10 protein-coding genes are annotated in these 19,033 nt (G+C 63.0%); 2 read left to right on the plus strand and 8 right to left on the minus strand.

Features of this window, described 5'->3' with window-relative positions; genetic code table 11:
* On the plus strand, positions 1-485 hold a 485-nt coding region (locus tag PROAA_RS14590; RefSeq protein ID WP_186412035.1), incomplete at its 5' end, for an IS110 family RNA-guided transposase.
* Between the two features lie 438 nt (positions 486-923).
* Here PROAA_RS14590 and PROAA_RS14595 read toward each other — a convergent pair.
* Complete coding sequence (locus PROAA_RS14595; RefSeq protein WP_186412036.1) at positions 924-1,409, minus strand: hypothetical protein; 486 nt, start codon at positions 1,407-1,409, stop codon at positions 924-926.
* A 68-nt stretch (positions 1,410-1,477) separates the two neighbouring features.
* On the opposite strand from PROAA_RS14595, the gene PROAA_RS14600 reads away from it, so the two are divergent.
* Positions 1,478-1,807, plus strand: coding sequence for a hypothetical protein (locus tag PROAA_RS14600; RefSeq protein ID WP_186412037.1), 330 nt, complete (start codon positions 1,478-1,480; stop codon positions 1,805-1,807).
* A 221-nt stretch (positions 1,808-2,028) separates the two neighbouring features.
* Here PROAA_RS14600 and PROAA_RS14605 read toward each other — a convergent pair whose 3' ends face one another.
* The 7 genes from PROAA_RS14605 to PROAA_RS14635 all read right to left on the minus strand — a co-directional run.
* A complete protein-coding gene (locus tag PROAA_RS14605) occupies positions 2,029-5,277 on the minus strand; it encodes an eCIS core domain-containing protein (protein ID WP_186412038.1) in 3,249 nt (1,082 codons plus the stop codon).
* 4 nt (positions 5,278-5,281) lie between these two features.
* Positions 5,282-9,598: a hypothetical protein gene (locus PROAA_RS14610; RefSeq protein ID WP_186412039.1), complete on the minus strand. Its 4,317-nt coding sequence runs from the start codon at positions 9,596-9,598 to the stop codon at positions 5,282-5,284.
* A gap of 13 nt (positions 9,599-9,611) precedes the next feature.
* Complete coding sequence (locus tag PROAA_RS14615; protein ID WP_186412040.1) at positions 9,612-10,991, minus strand: ATP-binding protein; 1,380 nt, start codon at positions 10,989-10,991, stop codon at positions 9,612-9,614.
* A complete protein-coding gene (locus PROAA_RS14620; RefSeq protein WP_186412041.1) occupies positions 10,949-12,478 on the minus strand; it encodes a contractile injection system tape measure protein in 1,530 nt (509 codons plus the stop codon). The genes PROAA_RS14615 and PROAA_RS14620 overlap by 43 nt, the downstream gene beginning before the upstream one ends.
* A 15-nt stretch (positions 12,479-12,493) precedes the next feature.
* Positions 12,494-15,253 (minus strand): hypothetical protein, encoded by a 2,760-nt coding sequence (locus PROAA_RS14625; protein ID WP_186412042.1) that lies wholly within the window; start codon positions 15,251-15,253, stop codon positions 12,494-12,496.
* 26 nt (positions 15,254-15,279) lie between these two features.
* A complete protein-coding gene (locus PROAA_RS14630; protein WP_222102289.1) occupies positions 15,280-17,913 on the minus strand; it encodes a YegP family protein in 2,634 nt (877 codons plus the stop codon).
* 12 nt (positions 17,914-17,925) lie between these two features.
* A partial coding sequence (locus PROAA_RS14635) for a baseplate J/gp47 family protein (protein WP_186412043.1) occupies positions 17,926-19,033 on the minus strand: 1,108 nt, incomplete at its 5' end.

Genomic DNA, 19,033 nt, shown 5'->3' on the forward strand with positions numbered 1-19,033 from the left:
GAGATCTGCTCGCCCACGCTGATGCGCTCGATGCCAGGATTGCGGAGTACGACCGGCTGATCGGCCAGACCGCTCGCGAGGACGCACGCAGCAAGCGCCTGATGCAACGCCCCGGTATCGGCCCCGTCACCGCCAGCGCACTCCTGGCCAGCATTGGCAACGGACACGACTTCAAGAACGGCCGCCAGATCGCCGCATGGATCGGACTGGTGCCGGGACAATACAGCAGTGGCGGCAAGTCCCGGCTGGGGCGCATCACCAAGGCGGGTGACGCTTATCTCAGAAGTCTGCTGGTCATGGGCGCCCGCGCCATTCTCTCCGGGCTGAGCGACAAACAGGATGGCTTCAGCCGCTGGGCACGCCGTTTGGTCGAACGGCGGGGGTACTGGCGGGCGGTGGTGGCCATTGCCGCCAAGAATGCGCGGCTGGCCTGGGCGGTACTTCACTACGGCGAGGATTTCCGGCTCAGCCAGAGCACGGCCTGATCCACTGCAAGAGCGTCTATAGGGAAAGGATACGGAAAGGAATACACGTGCCGCCAGAGGGCGGCCAGGAATCACCAGTGCGCTGCATGCGTTGATGTGAAGCGGGTTGGACCCGCGCCGGGAGCGCCTGATTAGCTCACGGGGAAGAAGTCATTCCCGACTAACGATTGAGGTCCCGGCGCGCGTCTTTCATCAGGGTCCGGACAATTTGTCCAGAATGACCGGTTGTAGTTTCGCAGTCCGCCATCTTCTTGTCAGACACACGCAGTCGAACCGAAACCAGATCAGGAAAAACGATGAACTGAAAAACCATCACGCAACCGATCACGCGCTCTTGCGAAGTCGGGGAAGCCCTTGTAGTAGAGCTAACCGGCGCTGCGCGGCTTTATCGCGCAGCGTCCAGCGACTGAAAGGAGCGAGGTTGAGCGCCGGGTTAGATCACGGTTCATTGTTGGGCACCAGTTCAATGATTTGTGCCGAAGGAGTTTCTACGAGATCGGATACGGCGACGAATACCGACCAAAGAGTCAACTCAAAGCGCTCCGCATCCGGAGTTGCGTCTGCGAAACCAGACGGAAACGAAGCAACGAAATCTTTGATCTTGTCGTTCAGCCCCTTCGGTTCCAACTTGTGTGCGATGTCGTTTCTGATTTTGTTTAGCTTCTTCAACGCAGTCCAAAGCCACGGCTGGAAGTCGACTGGAAAGAAAGACTGCGCAAGGCATATTGCTTGATGACAGTCGATGCGTGTATCAATAAGCGCACCTGGGTTCTTGAGTCTCTCGTCGATAATTTGGCGTACTTGCTCTTCGATCAATAGGTGCGCTTTGAGAAGCACAAGGTCTTGATCCTTTCCATGAGGTAGCACCGCCAAGAACCGTTGGAATGCGCGGATTTGCTTAGGGGAAACGTCGTCGATGCCCATAGTTCGAGTGATCTAACGCCCAGCTACCCGGCTCCGGAACGGAGTCCGGTTGAGCGAAGGGTTAGAACTTGGCTGAAAAGGAGAAAGAAATGAGCGGTGGAAGTTTCGATTATGCATACAGTCGAGTGAATCAGTTCGCGGACGAACTGGGTTTAAGGCTTGACGAAGCGGACAAAGTGAATGAGTGGGGCGAAACCCCAAACAAATTCGAGCCGGCGACGCTCGCCAAGCTGCGTGGAATTGAGCACTTGGCACGACGAACGGCAGCCCTCATGAGGGAGTCTGAATGGTTGTATTCAGGCGACACAGGAGACGAAAGTTTCATGGAGCGCGTGAAGGAAATCGAAAGTTCTAACGTAAAGTGGGGCGCCTATTTGACGCAGAGTATTCCGTCATGACGCAAAACATCCCGTCAAATAGGACGCCTACAAACCCGGTGTTCAGTATCTTTCTGTATTTCGTCAATGACTTGCTCCAATTAGGTGAGGCCGCAAATTGTCTTCAATTGCGTCACCTGTCCAACTCTCTTATCCAAATCGGATTAGACGATTTATACGGCATTTTGGCAAGCGTCTCCCAAAGGCATCGACGGAAGTTCGGCCAATGCGCTGCGCCCACATCAAGGGCTGACTGGCACGTCGCTTTTGCCACTGCTCTTGCGGGTCTCCGTTTCCAGGCTGGTGCCGAGCCGCTTGGACTTGCGTTGCATGGTGATGACGAACTCCTCGTCCTTGAAGCCCCAGGTCTCGACGAAATCCTCGCGTTGGGCCACGTGCTCGGCGGCGCTGGCGTCGCCCGTGTCGCCGGCGTCGTAGCGTTCCTTGACGATGACGCTGTTGATGAAAGCATCGCCGATGAAAAGGTTGTTGGGGTCGTTGTTCGCAGCCTGCAGGTAAGAGCGCGCGGAAGCGACGATCTTCGGTTTCGTCTTGGGCTTGCCTTCGACCGGATGGCCTTTGGCGGCCAGCAAGTCCGCTGCCGGTTCGGGTTTCTTCGGCGCAATCGCGGCGTCGGTATTCTTGATCGTGTCGCTGATCGATACCTTGTGGCGGATCGCCAGCCCGGCCGATTCGTACTTGCCGCGTAGCTTGGCTTTGAACTTGTTCCAGATCGGGTCTTTGAACAGTCGCTTCAGGGTGTCGGCCGTCCAGCTCAGCATCTTGCGCACGATGCCCAGCGGGCCGACGGTGCCGTCTTTCTGGATGCGTGCCGACGGCGTCGATTTCTTCGGGTTGACCTCGCCCGTGACATGCAGTGTTTCCTCCAGTTCGCTGTCGGCGTCGACCACGATGTCGAGCGACTTCATCTTGTACTTGCTCTTGATCTTGCCGAGCCCCTTGCGGATCGACGCTTCGGTAGCCTTGGGGTCGGATTGCAAGGCCTGCGCCTCGGCAATTCCCTTGTCGAGATCCGCCTGTTTTTCCGCCGGGCTACGCTCGTCGGCTGCCTTGCCCATGATCTTGCCCAACAACTTCCTGGCAATGCCCGCTACCCAGGCGATGGCTGCATCCAGCGCCTTGTCGACCGGCGCGCGTATCTTCTGGATGACGCCCATGATCTTGTCGGCGATCTTGCCCAGCCCGGCGAAGCCGGCGAGGAAGCTGATGGCCAGTGAAAGCATGCCGGCAAGGATGCTCTCCACCTTCTTGGCCGCCGCGCCGATGTTGCCGGCGGCAATTTGCACGATACTGCTGACGATGGCGCTGCCGACGGCAGCGATCTGCTTGATCTTGGCGTACACCGTCACGGCCAGATCGACGATGGAGAGGATGGCGCTGATGAAGCCGGCGCCGGGGATGAACATGGCGACGACCTTGGGGATGGCCTTCTTGACGACGGCATCGACGACGAGACTGGTGATGCCGTCGACAATCATGCCGGTGAGGCTGCTGAGGTGGCCCTTGATTTGTGCCCATGCAGCGACCGGCCCTTCGCGCACGAGCGTCTTGACGACTTCGACGGTACCCTCGGCGACGGCCACGGCGGGCTCGCCCAGCACCTTGACGAGCTTGGCACGCATGTTGGCCCACGTCAGCCCCAGCACCGACAGGCCGAGTTTGAAGAGCTCCAGCAGGGCGAAAGACTTCGGGATGTAGACGCCGGGCAGCGAACCGGTGAGCCAGTTGAGTAGCCCGCTCTTGAGATGGTTCAGGAAGTTGCCGGCAAACATGTTGAAGCCGGTCTTGGCGGCGCGGGCGAGATTCCCGACGAAAGGCATCGGGTTCTTCAGAATGCCCTTGATGGCGCCGCCGGTGCGCTTGACGTAGCCCATGACGCCGGGCTTGACCACGTCGAAGACGATTTCCAGCAAATCCCACACGGCCTTGGCGCCCCAACTGATGAAGTCGCCGGCGAAGTTCGCGAAGACCTTGCCGAGTTTGACGAAGGCGAGCGGGATCAGCACGATGTCGGCGATCGTCAGCGACTTCAGCGCTGTGACAAACAGGCTGGGGATGGACGCCACTTTCTGCTTGAGGATGGCCGTGTTCTGCTTGAACCACGCCACCGTGCGCGGTATGGCTTTGGCCGTCTTGATCGTGGCCCAGGTGTCGCCCTGACCGATGAAGTCCATGAAGCTGCCCATCAGTTGCTCGCCGTCGAGCGAGGCGGCATCGCCGGTAATGGGGTCGCTGCCCATGATGCCGCAAAGGATCTTGTAGCCCGACGTGGTCTGCGCGTAGGCGCCGATCGGCTTGAGGATGGCGTCCTTGATCAGTTGGACGATGCCGTCCTTGAGATTCTTGGCGAAGGCGATCATCTGGTCGATCGGCCCGGTCAGGATCCGCTTGCCGCGGTTCCACGCCCCTTCGAGGTCGCCCAGATCCCGGGGGCCGAGGCCCTTGACGAATTGCTTGATGTCGGTCCAGATGTTGCTGCCGATGTCCTTGAGCGTGTCGAACTGGGTCTTGGTCCAGGTGCTGATCTTGTCGAAGATGCCGTGGTTGTTGAGCGCTTCGGTGATGTAACTGCCACCGGGGATCAGCTCGATGGCACCGCGCAGGATGTTGCCCGCGCTGCGGTCGACGCTGGCCTTGGTGACCGGGTTGAAGCCGATGACCACGGTGAACATCGTGAAGCCGGGAATCGAGTTGGCCTTGTTTGAAATGTACTCGAAGGGGTCGGGCAGGAAGCCGCGTTGCGCCAAGTCGCCGCTGCGCTGGCGGACTTCGGGTACGGTGCTGCGTTGCACGGGCAGTGCCTGCGTGGCCGCGCCCTGCTGGATGGTATGCGTCAGCTCGTGCGCCAGCAGTTCGCGCCCGTCGTGGCTGTCGGGCTGGTACTGGCCCTCGCCGAAGAAGATGCTGCTGCCGACGGTAAAGGCGCGGGCCGACAGTTGCCGGCTCAGGTTCGCCGCCTTGTCGCCGGTGTGTACCCGGACATTGCCGAAGTCGGCCGCAAAGCGCGGTTCCATGAAGCGCCGCACGCTCGGCGGCAGCGGCGTACCCGTAGACTGGCTGCTGCGGATCTCGGCGTCGATGTTGGCCGATGTAGAAGGTTGCCCCTCTTGCTGGGCGCGGGCGATCAGCCCCGATTGCCGCAGCGACGGCGGTACGCCCTGGCGCATGATGCGGGCAAGGGCCGTGTCGCGCTGCACGATGTGACCGGCCATGCGCGCCAGTTGCGTCGACGGTCTGGCGGCGTCGGCGATGCCGCGCAGGCCGTGCGCTGGTGCGGGCTGGTACATCACGCGGCGGGCGGTCGCTTCGGCTTCCTTCTCGGCCGGGTCGTGCGGTGAAGAGACGCGCAGGGATGATGCGCACTGGACAGTCACCGGCGGCGATGCGATGCGCAGCAACGGCGGCCGGGCCATCACCGGTTTGGTGACGGTGGCGGCGCGGTTGACCAGCGGGGCGGCGACGGCGCTCATCGGATTATTTGAACCGGATACGCACGGTGGACGTGCGGCTGGCAATCACCGCGTCGGCCGCGGTGACGGTGACGCGGCCGGTGAAGCCGGCCGGGCGCGTCACGGTAACGGTCATCGCCGGCGCTCCCGGACCTGTGCTGCCCGGCGTGACGGTGACGCCGGCAGCGGCGGCGGTCGCATCGACCGACCAGTTGACAGTACGGGCGCCGGGTTGGGCGTCGAGCGAAACGGTCGTACTCAGGCTGCCGGGGGGTACGCTGGGGTCGGCCGCGCGCATGTTGGCCAGCACCACCTTGGCAACGCGGATCAGACCATCGAGCTGGCGATTCGCAAAAACGCTGTCGGCGGCACGGATGGTGAAGTTGCCGGCCTGAACCCCGGCGCGCAGCGTCGCCGTCGCCGGCGGTGTCGACGGATTGCCGGCGATGAAGCTCATGTCTCCGGTGCGCACGCTCCAGTTGATCGTGCGCCCGGCCACGCTGGAAGTGATGGCGATGGCCGCCGTGCTGGTGTTGTCCGCGGCCAGCGACGTGGCTCCAGGCGCCAATGTCTGGGTCATGTTGCTGAGCACGATCAGCGGATTGCCGACATAGGGTTCGATGCGCGGTGCGGCGGCGACGCTGCCAAAGCGGTGTTCGGTCTTGAACTGGAAGGTGCCCGGCACGCCGATCAGCGAGCGGATGTGCTTTCCGTCGGCAATGGTTTTGCTGATCACCGTGCCGGCGCCCTGCCAGGCGGAATACTGGAAGCGCTGGCGGTAGATCAGCGCTCGCGGCAACTGTGGAACTCCCGGGCCGACAAAGCGATTGACGTCGATCGCCGGGCGGCCGTCGGTGGCGTTGGCAATGCCCGACGGCGTGATCAGTTGATCGTTCCATTGATTGGCCGGTACCGCCAGGCTGAGCAGGAAGCTGTTATTGAAGCCGGCGTTCGGCGGCGGGACGTTGAGCTGGTCGCCGCCGTTGGTGATCAACTCGCCGGTGATGCGCGTGAGCGGCGGGTGCTGACTGTCGGAGCTGGCGAAGGTGATGGTGTTGAGTACGCCGTAGGGGCCGAGGTTGCCGGCGTTGGCCAGCCCCGAGACACGGGTCGGGACGGCATTGATGGTCAGGTCGGCCATCAGCGTCGCGGGCCCCGTCGTGGACGGGCGGGTTTCGTCGAGCGTCGCGCCGGTGGCGCGGTCGGCGATGCGCAAGCCGACGTCGCCCGTGCTGCTGCCGGGCTTGACCGACATTCCCGACACGCGAGCGCCGAGGGCGCGCCGCAAAGTGAGCTGCAGGCTGCGCGGCGTCGGGGCGGTGGTGGCATTGACCGCGACCGTGTTGCCGAAAATGCCATCGCGATTGGGTTCGCCGGTGTTGGGCGGTGCCACGCCGGGAATCAACGACGGCACATTGGCCAGCGGCGGGTTCGCGGTGTAGTCGGCACTCAACACCTGGATAAGATTGATCGATGCCGAATCGGCCGAGTCGGCCGGGTTGGTGGCGAGCGCGGCGCGCACGGTGAAACCGGTGCCGCCCAGCACCGTCGCATGAGGCGGGTGGGCCGAGTGCAGTTTTACGCGACGCCCGGCGCCGAGTACCGACACGCCGGTGGGCGGCGTGCCGCCGGGGTTGATCGTCCAGGTCAGTGGCGGGTTGCGCGGCGAGCCGGGGCTGACAGTGGCGTCGACGCGCAGGTCTCGCCCGCCGACGCCCAGCTCGGGTTTCGCCGGGGTGATGCGAATGACGCGCTTGACGGGTTTCTTCGGCGGCTTCGGCTTGATGATGCGCAGGATGAATTTGAGCAGCGCGTACAGCAGCGCGAGAAACAGTAACAGCAGAAGGGCCAGCACCACCAGTATCGCAATGGCGAGCAGTGGATTGGCCATGATGATCAGCGCCAGTTCGGTGCCGAACAGGAAGACCATCAGCGCCGTGACGCCGGCCACCACAAGAGGCGCAGCGACGCGGAGGATGAATTCGATCAGCGTCGGTAGCGGCTTGGTGATCGGCCCGTGCGGCGTGACGCCGGGAGACACCAGCGCGCTGGCAGCCGGGCTGAACTCGCCGACGATTTGGCTGGCCGAACTGCCTGATGACCCGGTTACGGCGCGAATGAAATTGCTGACCTGCGTGCGAATGAAACCGCTGATGCGGTCGAACGCATTGCCGGCGAAGCGCAATACGTGATCGATCGGGTTTTGCAGCAGACGGCCGATGGCGTCGAGCTGGTCGCTCAGCAGCCGCGAAAGCGCTCCGCCGATGTCGCTGAGCGTCTGGCCGATCCGCTGGATGACCTGGCTGATGGACTGCAATGCCTGCGTGGTGAGCAGTCCGATGCGGCTTAGCAGTCCGCCAACCAGGCGGCCGATGCCACCGAGTACCTGCGTGACGCCGGTGGCGATGGCGCGCAGAATGGCGGCGAAGGTGCCGCCGGTCAGCAGATTGAACAGTCGCACGATGCCCTGGTTGCTGTGCAGTGCATCCTGACGGATTTGCCGTAGCGCGTCGAAGCGTGCAGCCTCGTTGGGCAGCGGGTCGGCGGGCGGCGCATTTCCGTTGTTGTCGGACCCGCGGGGAGCGAGCGCGTCGGCCAGCGCCTCTTGCGCCTTGCGGCGGTTGTCGTGCAGCGCTTGTACGGCGGTGCGCCGCACGCGGCCGATCCAGTGTGTAGCCAGCGCGCCCACGCGCCCGATGGCGGGGATGACAATGCCGTGCATGACGCGATTGAGCATGGCGGCGATCGCCGACATCACGCTGTTGAGCGCTTGCGTCAGCAGCCGCAGACTGTTGGTGATGGCCGCGCTGGCCATGGCGAGCAGCGAGCCGAGCGTGGCCGAGCAGGCGTTCAGCAGTGCGTCGAGCAAACCGAATCCGGCGTTGGCGATCTGTCCGAGCAGGGCCAGCGTGCCGCCCAGCGCCTGGTTGACCAGATTGGCCGCGCCGTTGAGCATGCCCGTGGCCAGATTGCGCAAGGTGGCGACGCCCGGCAGATCGGGCAAAGAGAAGCTGTTGAGAAATCCGGTGATGCGCCCGGCGATGCCGCTGACTCGCTCCTGCAGGCTGAGCGACAGACTGCCCAAACTGGTTTGCACGCGCAAACGGGCCAGCTCGGCGTTGAGCTGCGCCGCTTGCAGCGCTCCGGTCACGGCACCGGCGAGCCAGCTCAGCGCACCGACGGCGGCGCTTTGAACCTGCGCCTGTTTGCCGAAAATGAAGCCGCGCGCACTGGCCAGTCCGGTAGCGACAAATCCACTCAGCATGTGCTGCGCGGCGACGACATGGCTGTTCACGGTTTGCTGGCGCTGGGCCGCGAGTTGTGCGATGCGTGCCTCGCTCTGGCGCGTGTCGCTGTCGATCAGTGCGGCCTGTACCAGTGCCTGAGCCTGGAGCGGCGAGGGTTCGGCATTGGCGATGCGCGCCAGATTGGCGTCGGCTTGCTCGCGCGGCCCGGCCGCTTCGGCTGCGGGGCCGATATCCGGGGCGGCGCTGCCGGCCTGCGGTGTGGCATGGGGTGCGGCAGCGGGTGCTGCGTCATTTGCCACCTTGCTCGAATCGGCAGCATCCGTTTTCTCCGCGTTTGCCGCCGCACCGGGAGCAGCGCGTCCGGCGCCGGCTGGCGCCGCGGCAGGACCCGTCGGTGTTTCGGCTTGAGCCGGCGCCGCGGCCGAGGGCGTGGCGTCTTTGCTCGCAGCGGCTGCAGGCGGCGTACCGGCTTCGGCATCCTTGTCGCCGTCCCTGGGTATTGCGGCCTTGTCCGGGGTGGCTGCTTTGTCTGGTGTTGCGGGTGTCGGGGATTTTTCGCTTGCCGGCGGCGCCAGCAGCGATTCCGCCTTCGCTGGCGTGCCTGTATCCGTCTTGCCGGCACTGGCAGTGGTCGGTGCCGTCCTGGGCTCCGGGGTGACTGCCTCGGGCGGTGGCTTCGCCGTAGCCGCCTGTGTGGCCGTCTTTTCGAGCGGTGTTGGTGCGGCGTTTGCGGGAGGCTTGAGCGGGCGCTGTTCGGCGTCGGGCTTGTCGTCGGAAGGTTTGTCGAGCGCCGCCGAAACCGCTGAAAACGGCCGCAGGCTGGGAGGTAGCCTGGTCGGTGGCTTTACGTCTTCCGCCAGTGTTCCTGGCGCCTTCCCCTGGCGCGCCTTATCCGGTACGACCGGTGGCGGCTTGCGGGCCAGTACGTTCTGCAGGGTCTGGGTAATGCCGGCGCCGCTTCGGGAAGTGTGACCGGCTTTGGTGGCTGCTGTGGCGTTGGCCGGATTGGCGTGCGTCGCGGCAGCGGGGGCGGGTGTGATGACGCGAGGCGGTGTTGCCGGTCGGTTGACGAGTCTGGCCCCCGGTGTCGGCATGGGTGAAACGGGGCTACAGCGCCCGCCCTTCCTTGTTGAGTTCCCGCCGGATGCCTTCTTCGACATCGGCCGCACGAATCACGGTGTCGCCACGTGCGAGAGCCCGGAGCGAGGCGTAACGCGAGACATTCATGATGGTGCCGCCGGAGAGTTCGTGCCGCTCGGCCAGGCGGGGCAGGTCGAGGCGCGGGTCGAGGGTGACGCGCGGCGGGAAGGCTTCGCGCCACAGGCGCAGGCGATCGGATGCGCGCGGCAACGGGAAGTTCACCACCGACTGGAAGCGGCGCAGAAAGGCGTCGTCGATATTGCCCTTGAGGTTGGAGGCGAGAATGACAACACCATTGAATTCCTCGATTCGTTGCAACAGGAAACTGACTTCCTGATTGGCATATCGGTCATGCGAGTCGCTGACCGTGGTGCGCTTGCCGAACAGCGCGTCGGCTTCGTCGAAGAACAGGATCCAGCGCTGGTTCTCGGCCTGGTCGAAGACGCGGGCCAGATTCTTCTCGGTTTCGCCGATGTACTTGGAGACGACCATCGAGAGGTCGATCTTGTAGACTTCGCAGTCGCACAGTTTGCCGAGCAGGCAGGCCGACAGCGTCTTGCCGGTGCCCGGCGGACCGTAGAACAGGCTGGTGAAGCCGGGGCGCAGGCGGTGGCTCATGCCCCAATCGTTCAACAGGGTTTCGCCGTGCTGCAACCAGTTGCGAATCTCTTCGAGTTGCGCGAGCGTGGCTTCAGGCAACACCAGATCTTCCCAGCGCATGCCGGTATCGACGCGTCGTGCCGGGAAATGCTGGCTGTAGTCCGGGCCGGTTTCGCGGCCGCGCGTGACCATGCCGAGGAAGCGCTGCGACACCCGCAACACGCCGCCCGCCAGCGGCTCGCCGGGCACGACACCCGCTGCCTGAAGCACATCGAGACGCGCGAGGCGCTCGCCGGGTTCGAACAGGCGCGACACTTTCAGCCGCTCGGCAAGATCGTCGCCGGCGAGAAGGAACAGCGCGGTCTCGACGCTGGGTATGAAGCCGGAGCCCGAAGCGGCCGAACCGCCGAATTCGGTGAAGCCGCGCTGGGTGATGTCGTTGCGGATCAACAGGACATCGAGGAGTTGCGGACGCAAATGCGGTGCCAGGGCGAGCGCGACAATCAGCCGTTCCGCTGCCGAGAAATCGTGCTCCGCGAGAAAGTTCGCGTAGGTCGAGCTGCTGCTGTCCAATGCCGGCGGCTTGGCGCCAGCCAGCGGCAGCGGCGGGCTTTGCGATGGTTCGGCAAACCATGTCTTCAGGCGCACCTCGAGCAGGGTGGCGAGCCAGTCGAGCTCACGCGCCAGATCCTGCGCGTTGGCGATCAGGGCGACGGCCAGTCGGTGAATATCGGTTTGGTCATCCATGGCAGTTTCACAATGCTGATGCTCCACGGCAGTTGCGCGAGAAGCAGGTCGAATGATTCGGATTCAAGCTGCAGCTGCCAGCCCGCATCCGTCGGACGCAGCAAACCCGGTCGCTGCAGAAAAGAGACTTGCAGACCCTCGACGCTGGTCGAGCGCAGTGCAGGCCAATGGGTGACCATCGCCGCAAGCAGCGCCTGGCATTCCTCGCGATCTTCGGCATTGAGCAAGCCTTGTGTGACCGGCAGCGGGTCTGTCGGCTGCAGTCCAAGCAGCGGCTTGATCAGTCCCAACTCGAACTCGAAAATCGCCTCGCGCCCGCAGGCCAGCCAGTGCAGCAGCGCAGCGGCGTGTGGCAATTCGAAAGGCGAGAGCTTCGTGCCGTCTTCGTCGAGCAAGCCGCGTGCGGCGAACAGGCTGCTCAGGAAAGGATGCGCCAGTACAAGACCCGCGGAGTGCACGCGCAGGCCAGCGCCGTCGATGCCAGCGTCGTTTTCGGTCGGCGGGCTGACGATGCTGTTGGTGTCCGGCCGGTCGTCAAGGGAGCGTGCATCGGTCGGTGCCGCATTCGGGCCGCTCGGCGTGGACGGTTCGTCCTGTTCGGGAGCGCGCGTATCGGATTCGCCGGTGTTTCGGTTGTCCGACGCTCGTTGAGCCGCTCCTTCGCCAGCCCGTATTCCGTCATCGGAATACAGCAGTGGTCCAAGCGCTCTCATCAGCGTGCCATCGTTGCCGGGCAGCGCGAGCAGAGCGGGTCGCAGCTCATCGTCATCCGGAATTCGCTCCGCCCAGGCCATACTCAGTTGGATCGCCTGTATCTGCAACTGGCCGTGTTCCGGCAGCTCGGCCCGCATTTTCGCTGCAGGCCAGTTTTCGAGTTTCCGGCGCTGCGGGCTTTCGGGCCAGGGAGCGGACTTGAGCATCGCCGGCATCCATTCGCGATGCAGTGACGCGGGCAGGAGCTGCAGGAAGCGGAAGAAGAATGCAACCAACGCATCGAACCGTCCCGGCAGTGCAGCACGCACTTCGGCCGGATTGCCTTGCCATTCGTGCGCCAGTTGAACGGCCGCCTCGCGCAACGTCCCGACCTGCGTGGCGACTTCGCCGTGCAGGTCTTGCCAGTCGAGCTGGCCGCTGTGCAGGTAGTGCAGCAGGTTCATCCGCCGCTGCGTTGCCGCAGGCCGTCGGCCCGCAGCGCCTGAGATCCGGGCCGCTGCCCCGCCTAGTGCTTCGTCGAGTTGTTCCGCGATCAGCGCGGGCAATTCCGCTGCCAGTTGTTCGAGGTTGCGTACCTTGAGTTTCAGGCTAAGGCGCGAGAGGTGTACGACTTCGTCGCCGCTATCCAGCGCGTCGAAGGCCTGTTCCAGCGCCGGCATCAGCACGCTGTCGATATCCCTGCGCATCTGCGCGCGCAACGCGAACGCCGTGTCCTCGTCAGGGGCGCGCAGCTCCCAGCGTTGGCGGCGGATGCGGTGCGCGGCAGAACTCATGGCGAGCGATATTGCTTAGCCGAATCTCATGCCGCCGGCATTCATGACGCCGTTGACGATGTTTTGCTGCGCCGCTGGAGCGCCGGCCGAAATGCCCTTGAAATCGGATGCGATGCTCTTCAGCGTCTTCTCGTCCTTGATTGTGACGATGGCGCCGCCGATCACCTGCAGCGCATCGGCGGCCGGCTGGCCAGCAGCGACATCGGTCTTTGTTTCGACCATGTGGCGCGTCGTTTCCTTGACCGTATTGCCTAGGTCCTGTTGATAACGATCGAGCTGGTCCTTCATCTTGCTGGCAATCTCATCCGGCATGTCGCCCTTGGCCAGTTGATCGCGCATCTTGTCGATCTGGTTTGTCTTGGCCTGGATGTCTTCGAGCAGCGAGTTCAGGTAGGCATCATTGGTATTCGGCAGCACATTGACCCCGGCACGCGCGTCGGCACCGAACTTGCCCAGAACATCGCCAAGCGAACCCAGCGATTCCTGGAAGAACTTGGAGTAGTTCTTCTGGATGTTGATTTCCTCCATCCATTGCGGCCGGATTTTCGCTTCGAAAGCGTTGAGCTCCTTGGTAAAGCGGGTGTCGATCGGTTCCATGATCCGGTAGCCCTTGTCGAAGATGTCGGGCAGCCGATAGTCCGGCAGAACGAGATCGGGTTCGTCGTCGGGCTCGTCTTCGGAATGTTCCTGAACGTAGTAGGGCAGGCAGAAATCGGCGACGACGTTGGCATTGTCGTCATAGACCAGCACGAAGGTGCCGCCACGGGCGACGCCGCCGGAGTGCTCGATGCCAGGGTGCTCCTGGATGAATCCCGAGAGCAGCAGTCGCTTGTCTTCGCGCTCGTCGCGACGGTCGATGATGATGTCCAGCCAGTCGAGCCATGCACTGTGGTTGCTCGTCATCATCGAATCGAATGGACTGGAGAAATCGGTCCGGACCACATCGCCGAATGAAACCTTGAAGCCGCCAGCGGTGGAAATGGCCTCCTTGTAAGATGCTTTCCAGTTGCCGCTCGTGTCGCTCAGGGTCTGGCGATAGCTGCTGTACTTCTTGACTCCCAGCGGCGCGCTGGCCTTGTCGATGGCGGTGTTGATCTTGTCGTAGGCCGTCTTGGCGGTATCCACCACCTTGTCGCCCTTGATGACATCGGGAATGTCCTTGCCGGCTGCCGCGTCGATCTTGTTCTTGAATGCCTGGTTGAAGCGCTTGCCGAAATCGAGCTGGGCGGTCACTTCCTTGCGTACCAGATAGTGAAAGCGGTGCAGGTCGCCATAGCGTGGCGGACGGATGACGATCTTCTTGCGGTCGTTGTGCAGCAGCGCCGTGCGCACGGCCAGCGGCAAGTTGGCGGAGGCTATGGCCGCTTTCAGGGTCGCGCTGACGGAATCCACTTTCTGTCCGAGATGGCCTTCGATGCGGAAGAAGTCGTGGCCACCGATCTGCGTGGCAAACACATCCGGCGCGGCTGTGCCGGTGTACTCCGCCCAGCGGTAGCCTTGATTGCGCTGCGCGCCTTTGCGTGCGGTGAGCCGGTAACTCCACGCCGGCAGAACGGGGAAGTCGCTCTTGTGTGCGTAGTAGAACGGAATGGCGCGTTCCTCCAGCGGGCTTCCTTCGCTCTTGCTTGGCGTGATGCGGATCGGCGTCGCGGCGGGTAGCGGAAAGCTCGCCGCGTTCAGCAGGGTGTCGAGTTTGCGCAGCAGGAAACGGGCATGCGCCCTGGGCGTACGCGCATCGCTGGTCAGCGGCGACGGATAGAGCCCGGTACGCATCTGCGGGGGGACGCTGAAATCGCCGAGCAGCAGGTGCTTGGGAAAAGCGCCGAGTTCCGGGCAAAAAACGCTGTCATCGTCGAGAAGTTGCTCGCGAAGATCGTTCCAGGTTTCCGCCAGGTCTTTGAGAAAAGCGTAGTAGTACTGAATGCCCGCGTCGCGACTGGCGAATACGCCGTTGAAGGCATTGAGCTTTCCGATCCAGCCGCCGACCGGATCGCTGGCGAACGCTTCGGCGAGCAGACCGGGCAGTTTGCCGTCAAGCGTCGGCAGGCTGGCGATCAGCGAGGCATGAATGCCGTTGCAGGCCGCGCGGTAGAGTGCGGCCAGCTTGCCGGTGCTGTCCAGTGCGACGCTGAGCTTCGGGCGTTGCGCACTCAGTACCGGCAGTTCAAGTGCGGCGCTGCCGATAGTCGGCAGCACGGTCAGCAGCGTTGCGGCATCGATGCGCGAGACCAACAGCATGCGCGGCATGTGGGTGGTCACGATGCCTAGGTTGTCGCAATCGGCAGCGCTGCACAGGTCGTGGTCCTGTTCGTAGCTCTCCATGTACATCACGACGACGTAGTCCGTGAGCGCGCCGGGCAGAGTATTGAGCGGCTGCTTGGCAACGTCGCTTTCGCCTTCCTTGACCAGCTCCCAGAGCTTGAGCATGACCTGGGCATCTTCCGTTCCGCTATAGAAGGGCGCGTAGAAAGGCGCCTTTTCGTCATAGGCCTTGATCGAGTCGTACGCCGTGTCAGCGGGCAGCAACAGCAGATCGCCATCCGTCGTCAGCCCCAGTCCCTTGCCGATCCGGATCTTGCCCGACGTCAGGCTGACGCGCAGGCCGCCGACCAGTCCGACGCCGAGCAGCTCGACTCGGGTCAGCCGCTCCTGATCGTCGAAGTAGCGTGCCACGCTATTGAGTTGCGCTTCGGTGAGCACCTGGTCGCGCTCGAATACGCTGTATTCGCTGGATAAGGTTTCCAGACTACGGATTGTCTTTACGGGATCAGCCATTTTTCATACTCCGTGGGTCAGGCCTGCTAATCTTCACTGCCCAGTGCCGTGCGGCCGACAATGAAGGGGGGTTTGCTTTCGTCGCTGCTGCAGTCGTAGAGCAAGCGCTTGGGATAGACGCTCTTGATCCTGAACAGGATGCCGATCAGCTTTTGCATCTTCTTGACGCGGTTCGTGCTGGTGACTCCGGCGCAGACAGGGATCCAGTCGCGGTAGGCCTGTTCGAGTTCGGCCATGTCCGATTCATTGACCCAGCACACCTTGGGCAGGATGTGGGCGGGAGTCTCGTGACGGATGGTCTCTTCGACAAAGCGGCGAAACGCCGCATGCTGGAAGCGTCCGGCGTAGGCGGGTAGCACCACGTGAATGCGGTATGAATAAGGATCGTCGTCCGCGCAGTCCGTGCAGTTCGGATCGATACAGATCGGCATGAACGGCTCGAAATAGGGCGGATTGCTTTCGCCGGGCAGAAGCAGCAGGTTCTCGATGAGATAGAGTCCTTCGCCGCTGTAGTACTCGCGAAAGTGGGACAGCAGCGCGTCGATTGCACCTTCCATCAGTTCCGGGGTCGCAAAGTATTCGATGCGCCGCGCGATGACCTCGCCTTCGGCATCGACAATATTGAAGTAGTGTTTGCCATCCACGGTGAGCTTGCGCTCGTAGCCTTCGACCAGCTGGGCACGCACGATGGCCTGCTCCATGACCAGCTTGGTGGCCTCGGGCGTGACGTAGTGGGTGCTGCTGGAGAGCAGGATCTTGCCGCTGACCGGATGCTTGACGCGGAAGCGGAATTCATCGTCCGGTGTCGTGTCCAGCTCGGCGTAGGTGTCGTAGGAGACCGTTCCGAGATTGCGGCGCGAAAAATCGCTGATGCCCAGTAGCCGGGCAATGCGCCGCTCCAGGCCGGAGATGTTGAGCGAATTCCACAGGGCATCCGTCGTCTTGAGCGACTTGTTCCAGGCCAGGCTGCGTTCTGCCCCGATCGCCGGGTAGTCCATCAGGAAGCGGCTCTTGGTCAGTGCGGCGGTTGCCGAGCTTGCTCCAAAGGCCGAACGAATGATGTCCACGTAGTGATGGAATTGTTCGGCGAACCGCGCGAGCAGGTGGTCAAGAATGACGTTTCGGCGCTCCAGCGCACCGGCGTCGTCTTCCAGCAAACCGGCCAGCGCCTTGGCGTCGATGCCTTCGCCGTAAATCTTTTCAAAGTCGGGAAAACTTTCGACACGTTGCGCGAAAACAGTGCGCGCCGCCGCCGGGTCGAGGGCATAGTCCTCGGCAAAATTTCGGCGGAAAAGCGCGCGCAGATTGGTGAGCTGCGCAAAATAGTTGGCCATCACCTGATCGAAGAACAGCAGGTAGCCCTTGAGCTGAAACGCCTGCGCCCGACGTTTTGCGTCGGCGCTGGTCGACAAGCCGACACTGGAAATGCCGTAGAGCTCGGGGAAGTGATGCTGAAAGGAATGGTAGCTGCCGGTGTCGCGGGAACGGCCGAGTGGAATTGGCAGGTCTTCGGCATTGAAGGTTTCGAGTGAAAGCTGCTCGGCCTGATCGAGCTCGCCGATTCGTGTGGCGACTTTCGCGGGGTCGGCCGGCACCGGCACATTGCGCTTGTAGAACACCAAGCGACCGACAACATCGGAGAGTGTGGGCTGCATTCCCGTCGGCACGGCGATACGCCATTTGTCCATGGCTTCAACCGAGTCCCAGGTATTGCCAGGTGCGTTCCATGACAATTCGTTGACCACGATGTCGCGCACCGCACGCACACCGGGAATGTCCATGATGATGCTGATGATGTCGGAGAGCCGGATTTCCTCGCGCAGCGAAGCCTGGTCCAGTTCGGCATCGGCGATGAAGCCACATTGCAGGGCTGGCCCTTCAAAAATTTCGGCCACGCTGTAAGGGGAGCCATCCGGGTGGGTTCGCGCCAGCATCTGGCTGAGGTTGTAGCAGCGCACCGGCGGTGCGAGATAGCGCTCGACCTGGAAGCGTATCTGAGCGGCAATCTCCACCTGATCGGCGTCCGGGGTCAGCTCGATCTCGGCGCAGAGGGCGTACGGTTGGCTCTCCACTTCATTGTAGGCGACGAAGTCTTCGCAGAGATTGCGATTGGCCTGCAGCAGGGATTCGGCGGCAGAGCGCACGGCACTCTTCTCGACCAGCGTGTTGACCGAGTCCATGTATTCGATGCGCACGCCGTATTGCCCGGCGATGCGCACTTCGCGGACCCCCGGCGTGTGCGGATCCTCGTGCAGCAGCTCGCCATGCAGAGTGTCCGCGAACAACACCGGAGCAACCGGGTAGATCCAGGCATTCTTGACGTCCGGCAGGTCGATCAGCAGCTTGCGATAGTCGCGTTCGGTCAGTGCGCGGTTGGGCAGGATCTGGCGCGGCGTGAAGAACTGTGCCGCCATGTTTTCGGCGTTCTTCTCCGCTGCGGCGAGCAGATCTTCGACCGGGAAACGCGAGCGATAGGCGAGATCGGTCAGCGCATAGCAAAGCAGTTCCAGCGTGGTGATTCCAGGATCGTGGATGTTGTGATCGGTCCACAAACGGCGCGAGAGCCGCCGCACGTGATCCAGGCCCAGCGCGTAGAGCTGTTTCTGGTCCAGCGCGGGATCGGTTTCCGGCGTGCGTGAGATTGTCGGCGTCAGCAGCATTTTGATCGGACCTCAGGGGAGCGGAACTTCGGCAATGGCGTGCGAGGCGTCGGAGACGAAGATGATGTCCGGCGCATCGGCGATCAATTCATTCGTGTCCTTGAAACCCGCGCCAAGGTCATCAACGACGCCCATGCGGAAGTCGGTCACGAAGTCGACATAAGGCAGTTCCTCTACGAGATCGAGCAGCACCGAGCGGTAGAGGTGCCCACCGAACTCGATCTGGCGCGTCGCGTCGAATGCCCAGGGTGAGAGTGCGCGGATCAGCGCCTGCTCCAGTTCGTTGCGGTAGAAGTTGAAGGCATGGCCGGCGTGGAAGCGCACTTTGAAATCGAGCCGCACGCGCTGGTAGCGCGGATTCCTGACTTTGATTTGTACCTGCATGCCGCAATGCTGCATGACAAACTCACGCATTCGCGTCAGGGTATCGAGGTCGACACGCGGTGCGAGGGGGTCGACCGCGTTCTGATTGCGCAGGTCGGGAATCGCGATCAGCATTACGTGGCCCGGAGCAAGCCAGGAGGTGTCGCTGGCGTGCGGAATGCACTTGACCTTGTGCACCGACGGAAAGGCTACGAGCAGCAGGCGTTCGTAGTCCCAGGGTGTGATGCAGCGACTGCGATGACGCAGCCGCTCCGCGGCTCGGCGTGTAAGTGCTTGATCACTTTCCTGCGGTCGCCCGCCGAACCCGGCATAGGGTTGCTGTACTTTCTTGATTCCCGCCTGTGGCGCCTTGAGCTTGGCAATGCTGCCCGCGGTAAGGGTGCGGGCGAGGTGCGCCGGGTCGTTGCCCTGATCGGCAAAGGCCACCTCGACTGCGTTCGCGGCTACCGCGATGAGCTGGCAAGCCGCGGCGCTGTCAACGTGGATGGCTGCACGCAGCCAGACCAGGTCGCTTGGCATCCAGGTATGTTCGGTACTGGTTGCGCGCGGCAGGGTGAGTGCCACGATACCGCTGGCGAGCAAATGATTGCTGGTGTCGAGAACCAGCTCCTGCGGTGACAGCGGCCGCCAGTAGTTGTCGCAGAGCACCGACCAGTTGACGGTTTGCGCACTTAGTGCCGGGTCGGCGCTGCCTTCGGCCACCTGCATGAGCAGGCTGACCGCGTCGCCCGCGGCG

This window comes from Candidatus Propionivibrio aalborgensis (assembly GCF_900089945.1).
Lineage (GTDB): Bacteria > Pseudomonadota > Gammaproteobacteria > Burkholderiales > Rhodocyclaceae > Propionivibrio > Propionivibrio aalborgensis.

Bases quoted from the DNA above. Each gene is read 5' to 3' on its own strand.
- PROAA_RS14595 (WP_186412036.1), bottom strand. From the start codon at position 1,409: ATGGGCATCGACGACGTTTCCCCTAAGCAAATCCGCGCATTCCAACGG.
- PROAA_RS14605 (WP_186412038.1), bottom strand. From the start codon at position 5,277: ATGAGCGCCGTCGCCGCCCCGCTGGTCAACCGCGCCGCCACCGTCACC.
- PROAA_RS14610 (WP_186412039.1), bottom strand. From the start codon at position 9,598: ATGCCGACACCGGGGGCCAGACTCGTCAACCGACCGGCAACACCGCCT.
- PROAA_RS14615 (WP_186412040.1), bottom strand. From the start codon at position 10,991: ATGGATGACCAAACCGATATTCACCGACTGGCCGTCGCCCTGATCGCC.
- PROAA_RS14620 (WP_186412041.1), bottom strand. From the start codon at position 12,478: ATGAGTTCTGCCGCGCACCGCATCCGCCGCCAACGCTGGGAGCTGCGC.
- PROAA_RS14625 (WP_186412042.1), bottom strand. From the start codon at position 15,253: ATGGCTGATCCCGTAAAGACAATCCGTAGTCTGGAAACCTTATCCAGC.
- PROAA_RS14630 (WP_222102289.1), bottom strand. From the start codon at position 17,913: ATGCTGCTGACGCCGACAATCTCACGCACGCCGGAAACCGATCCCGCG.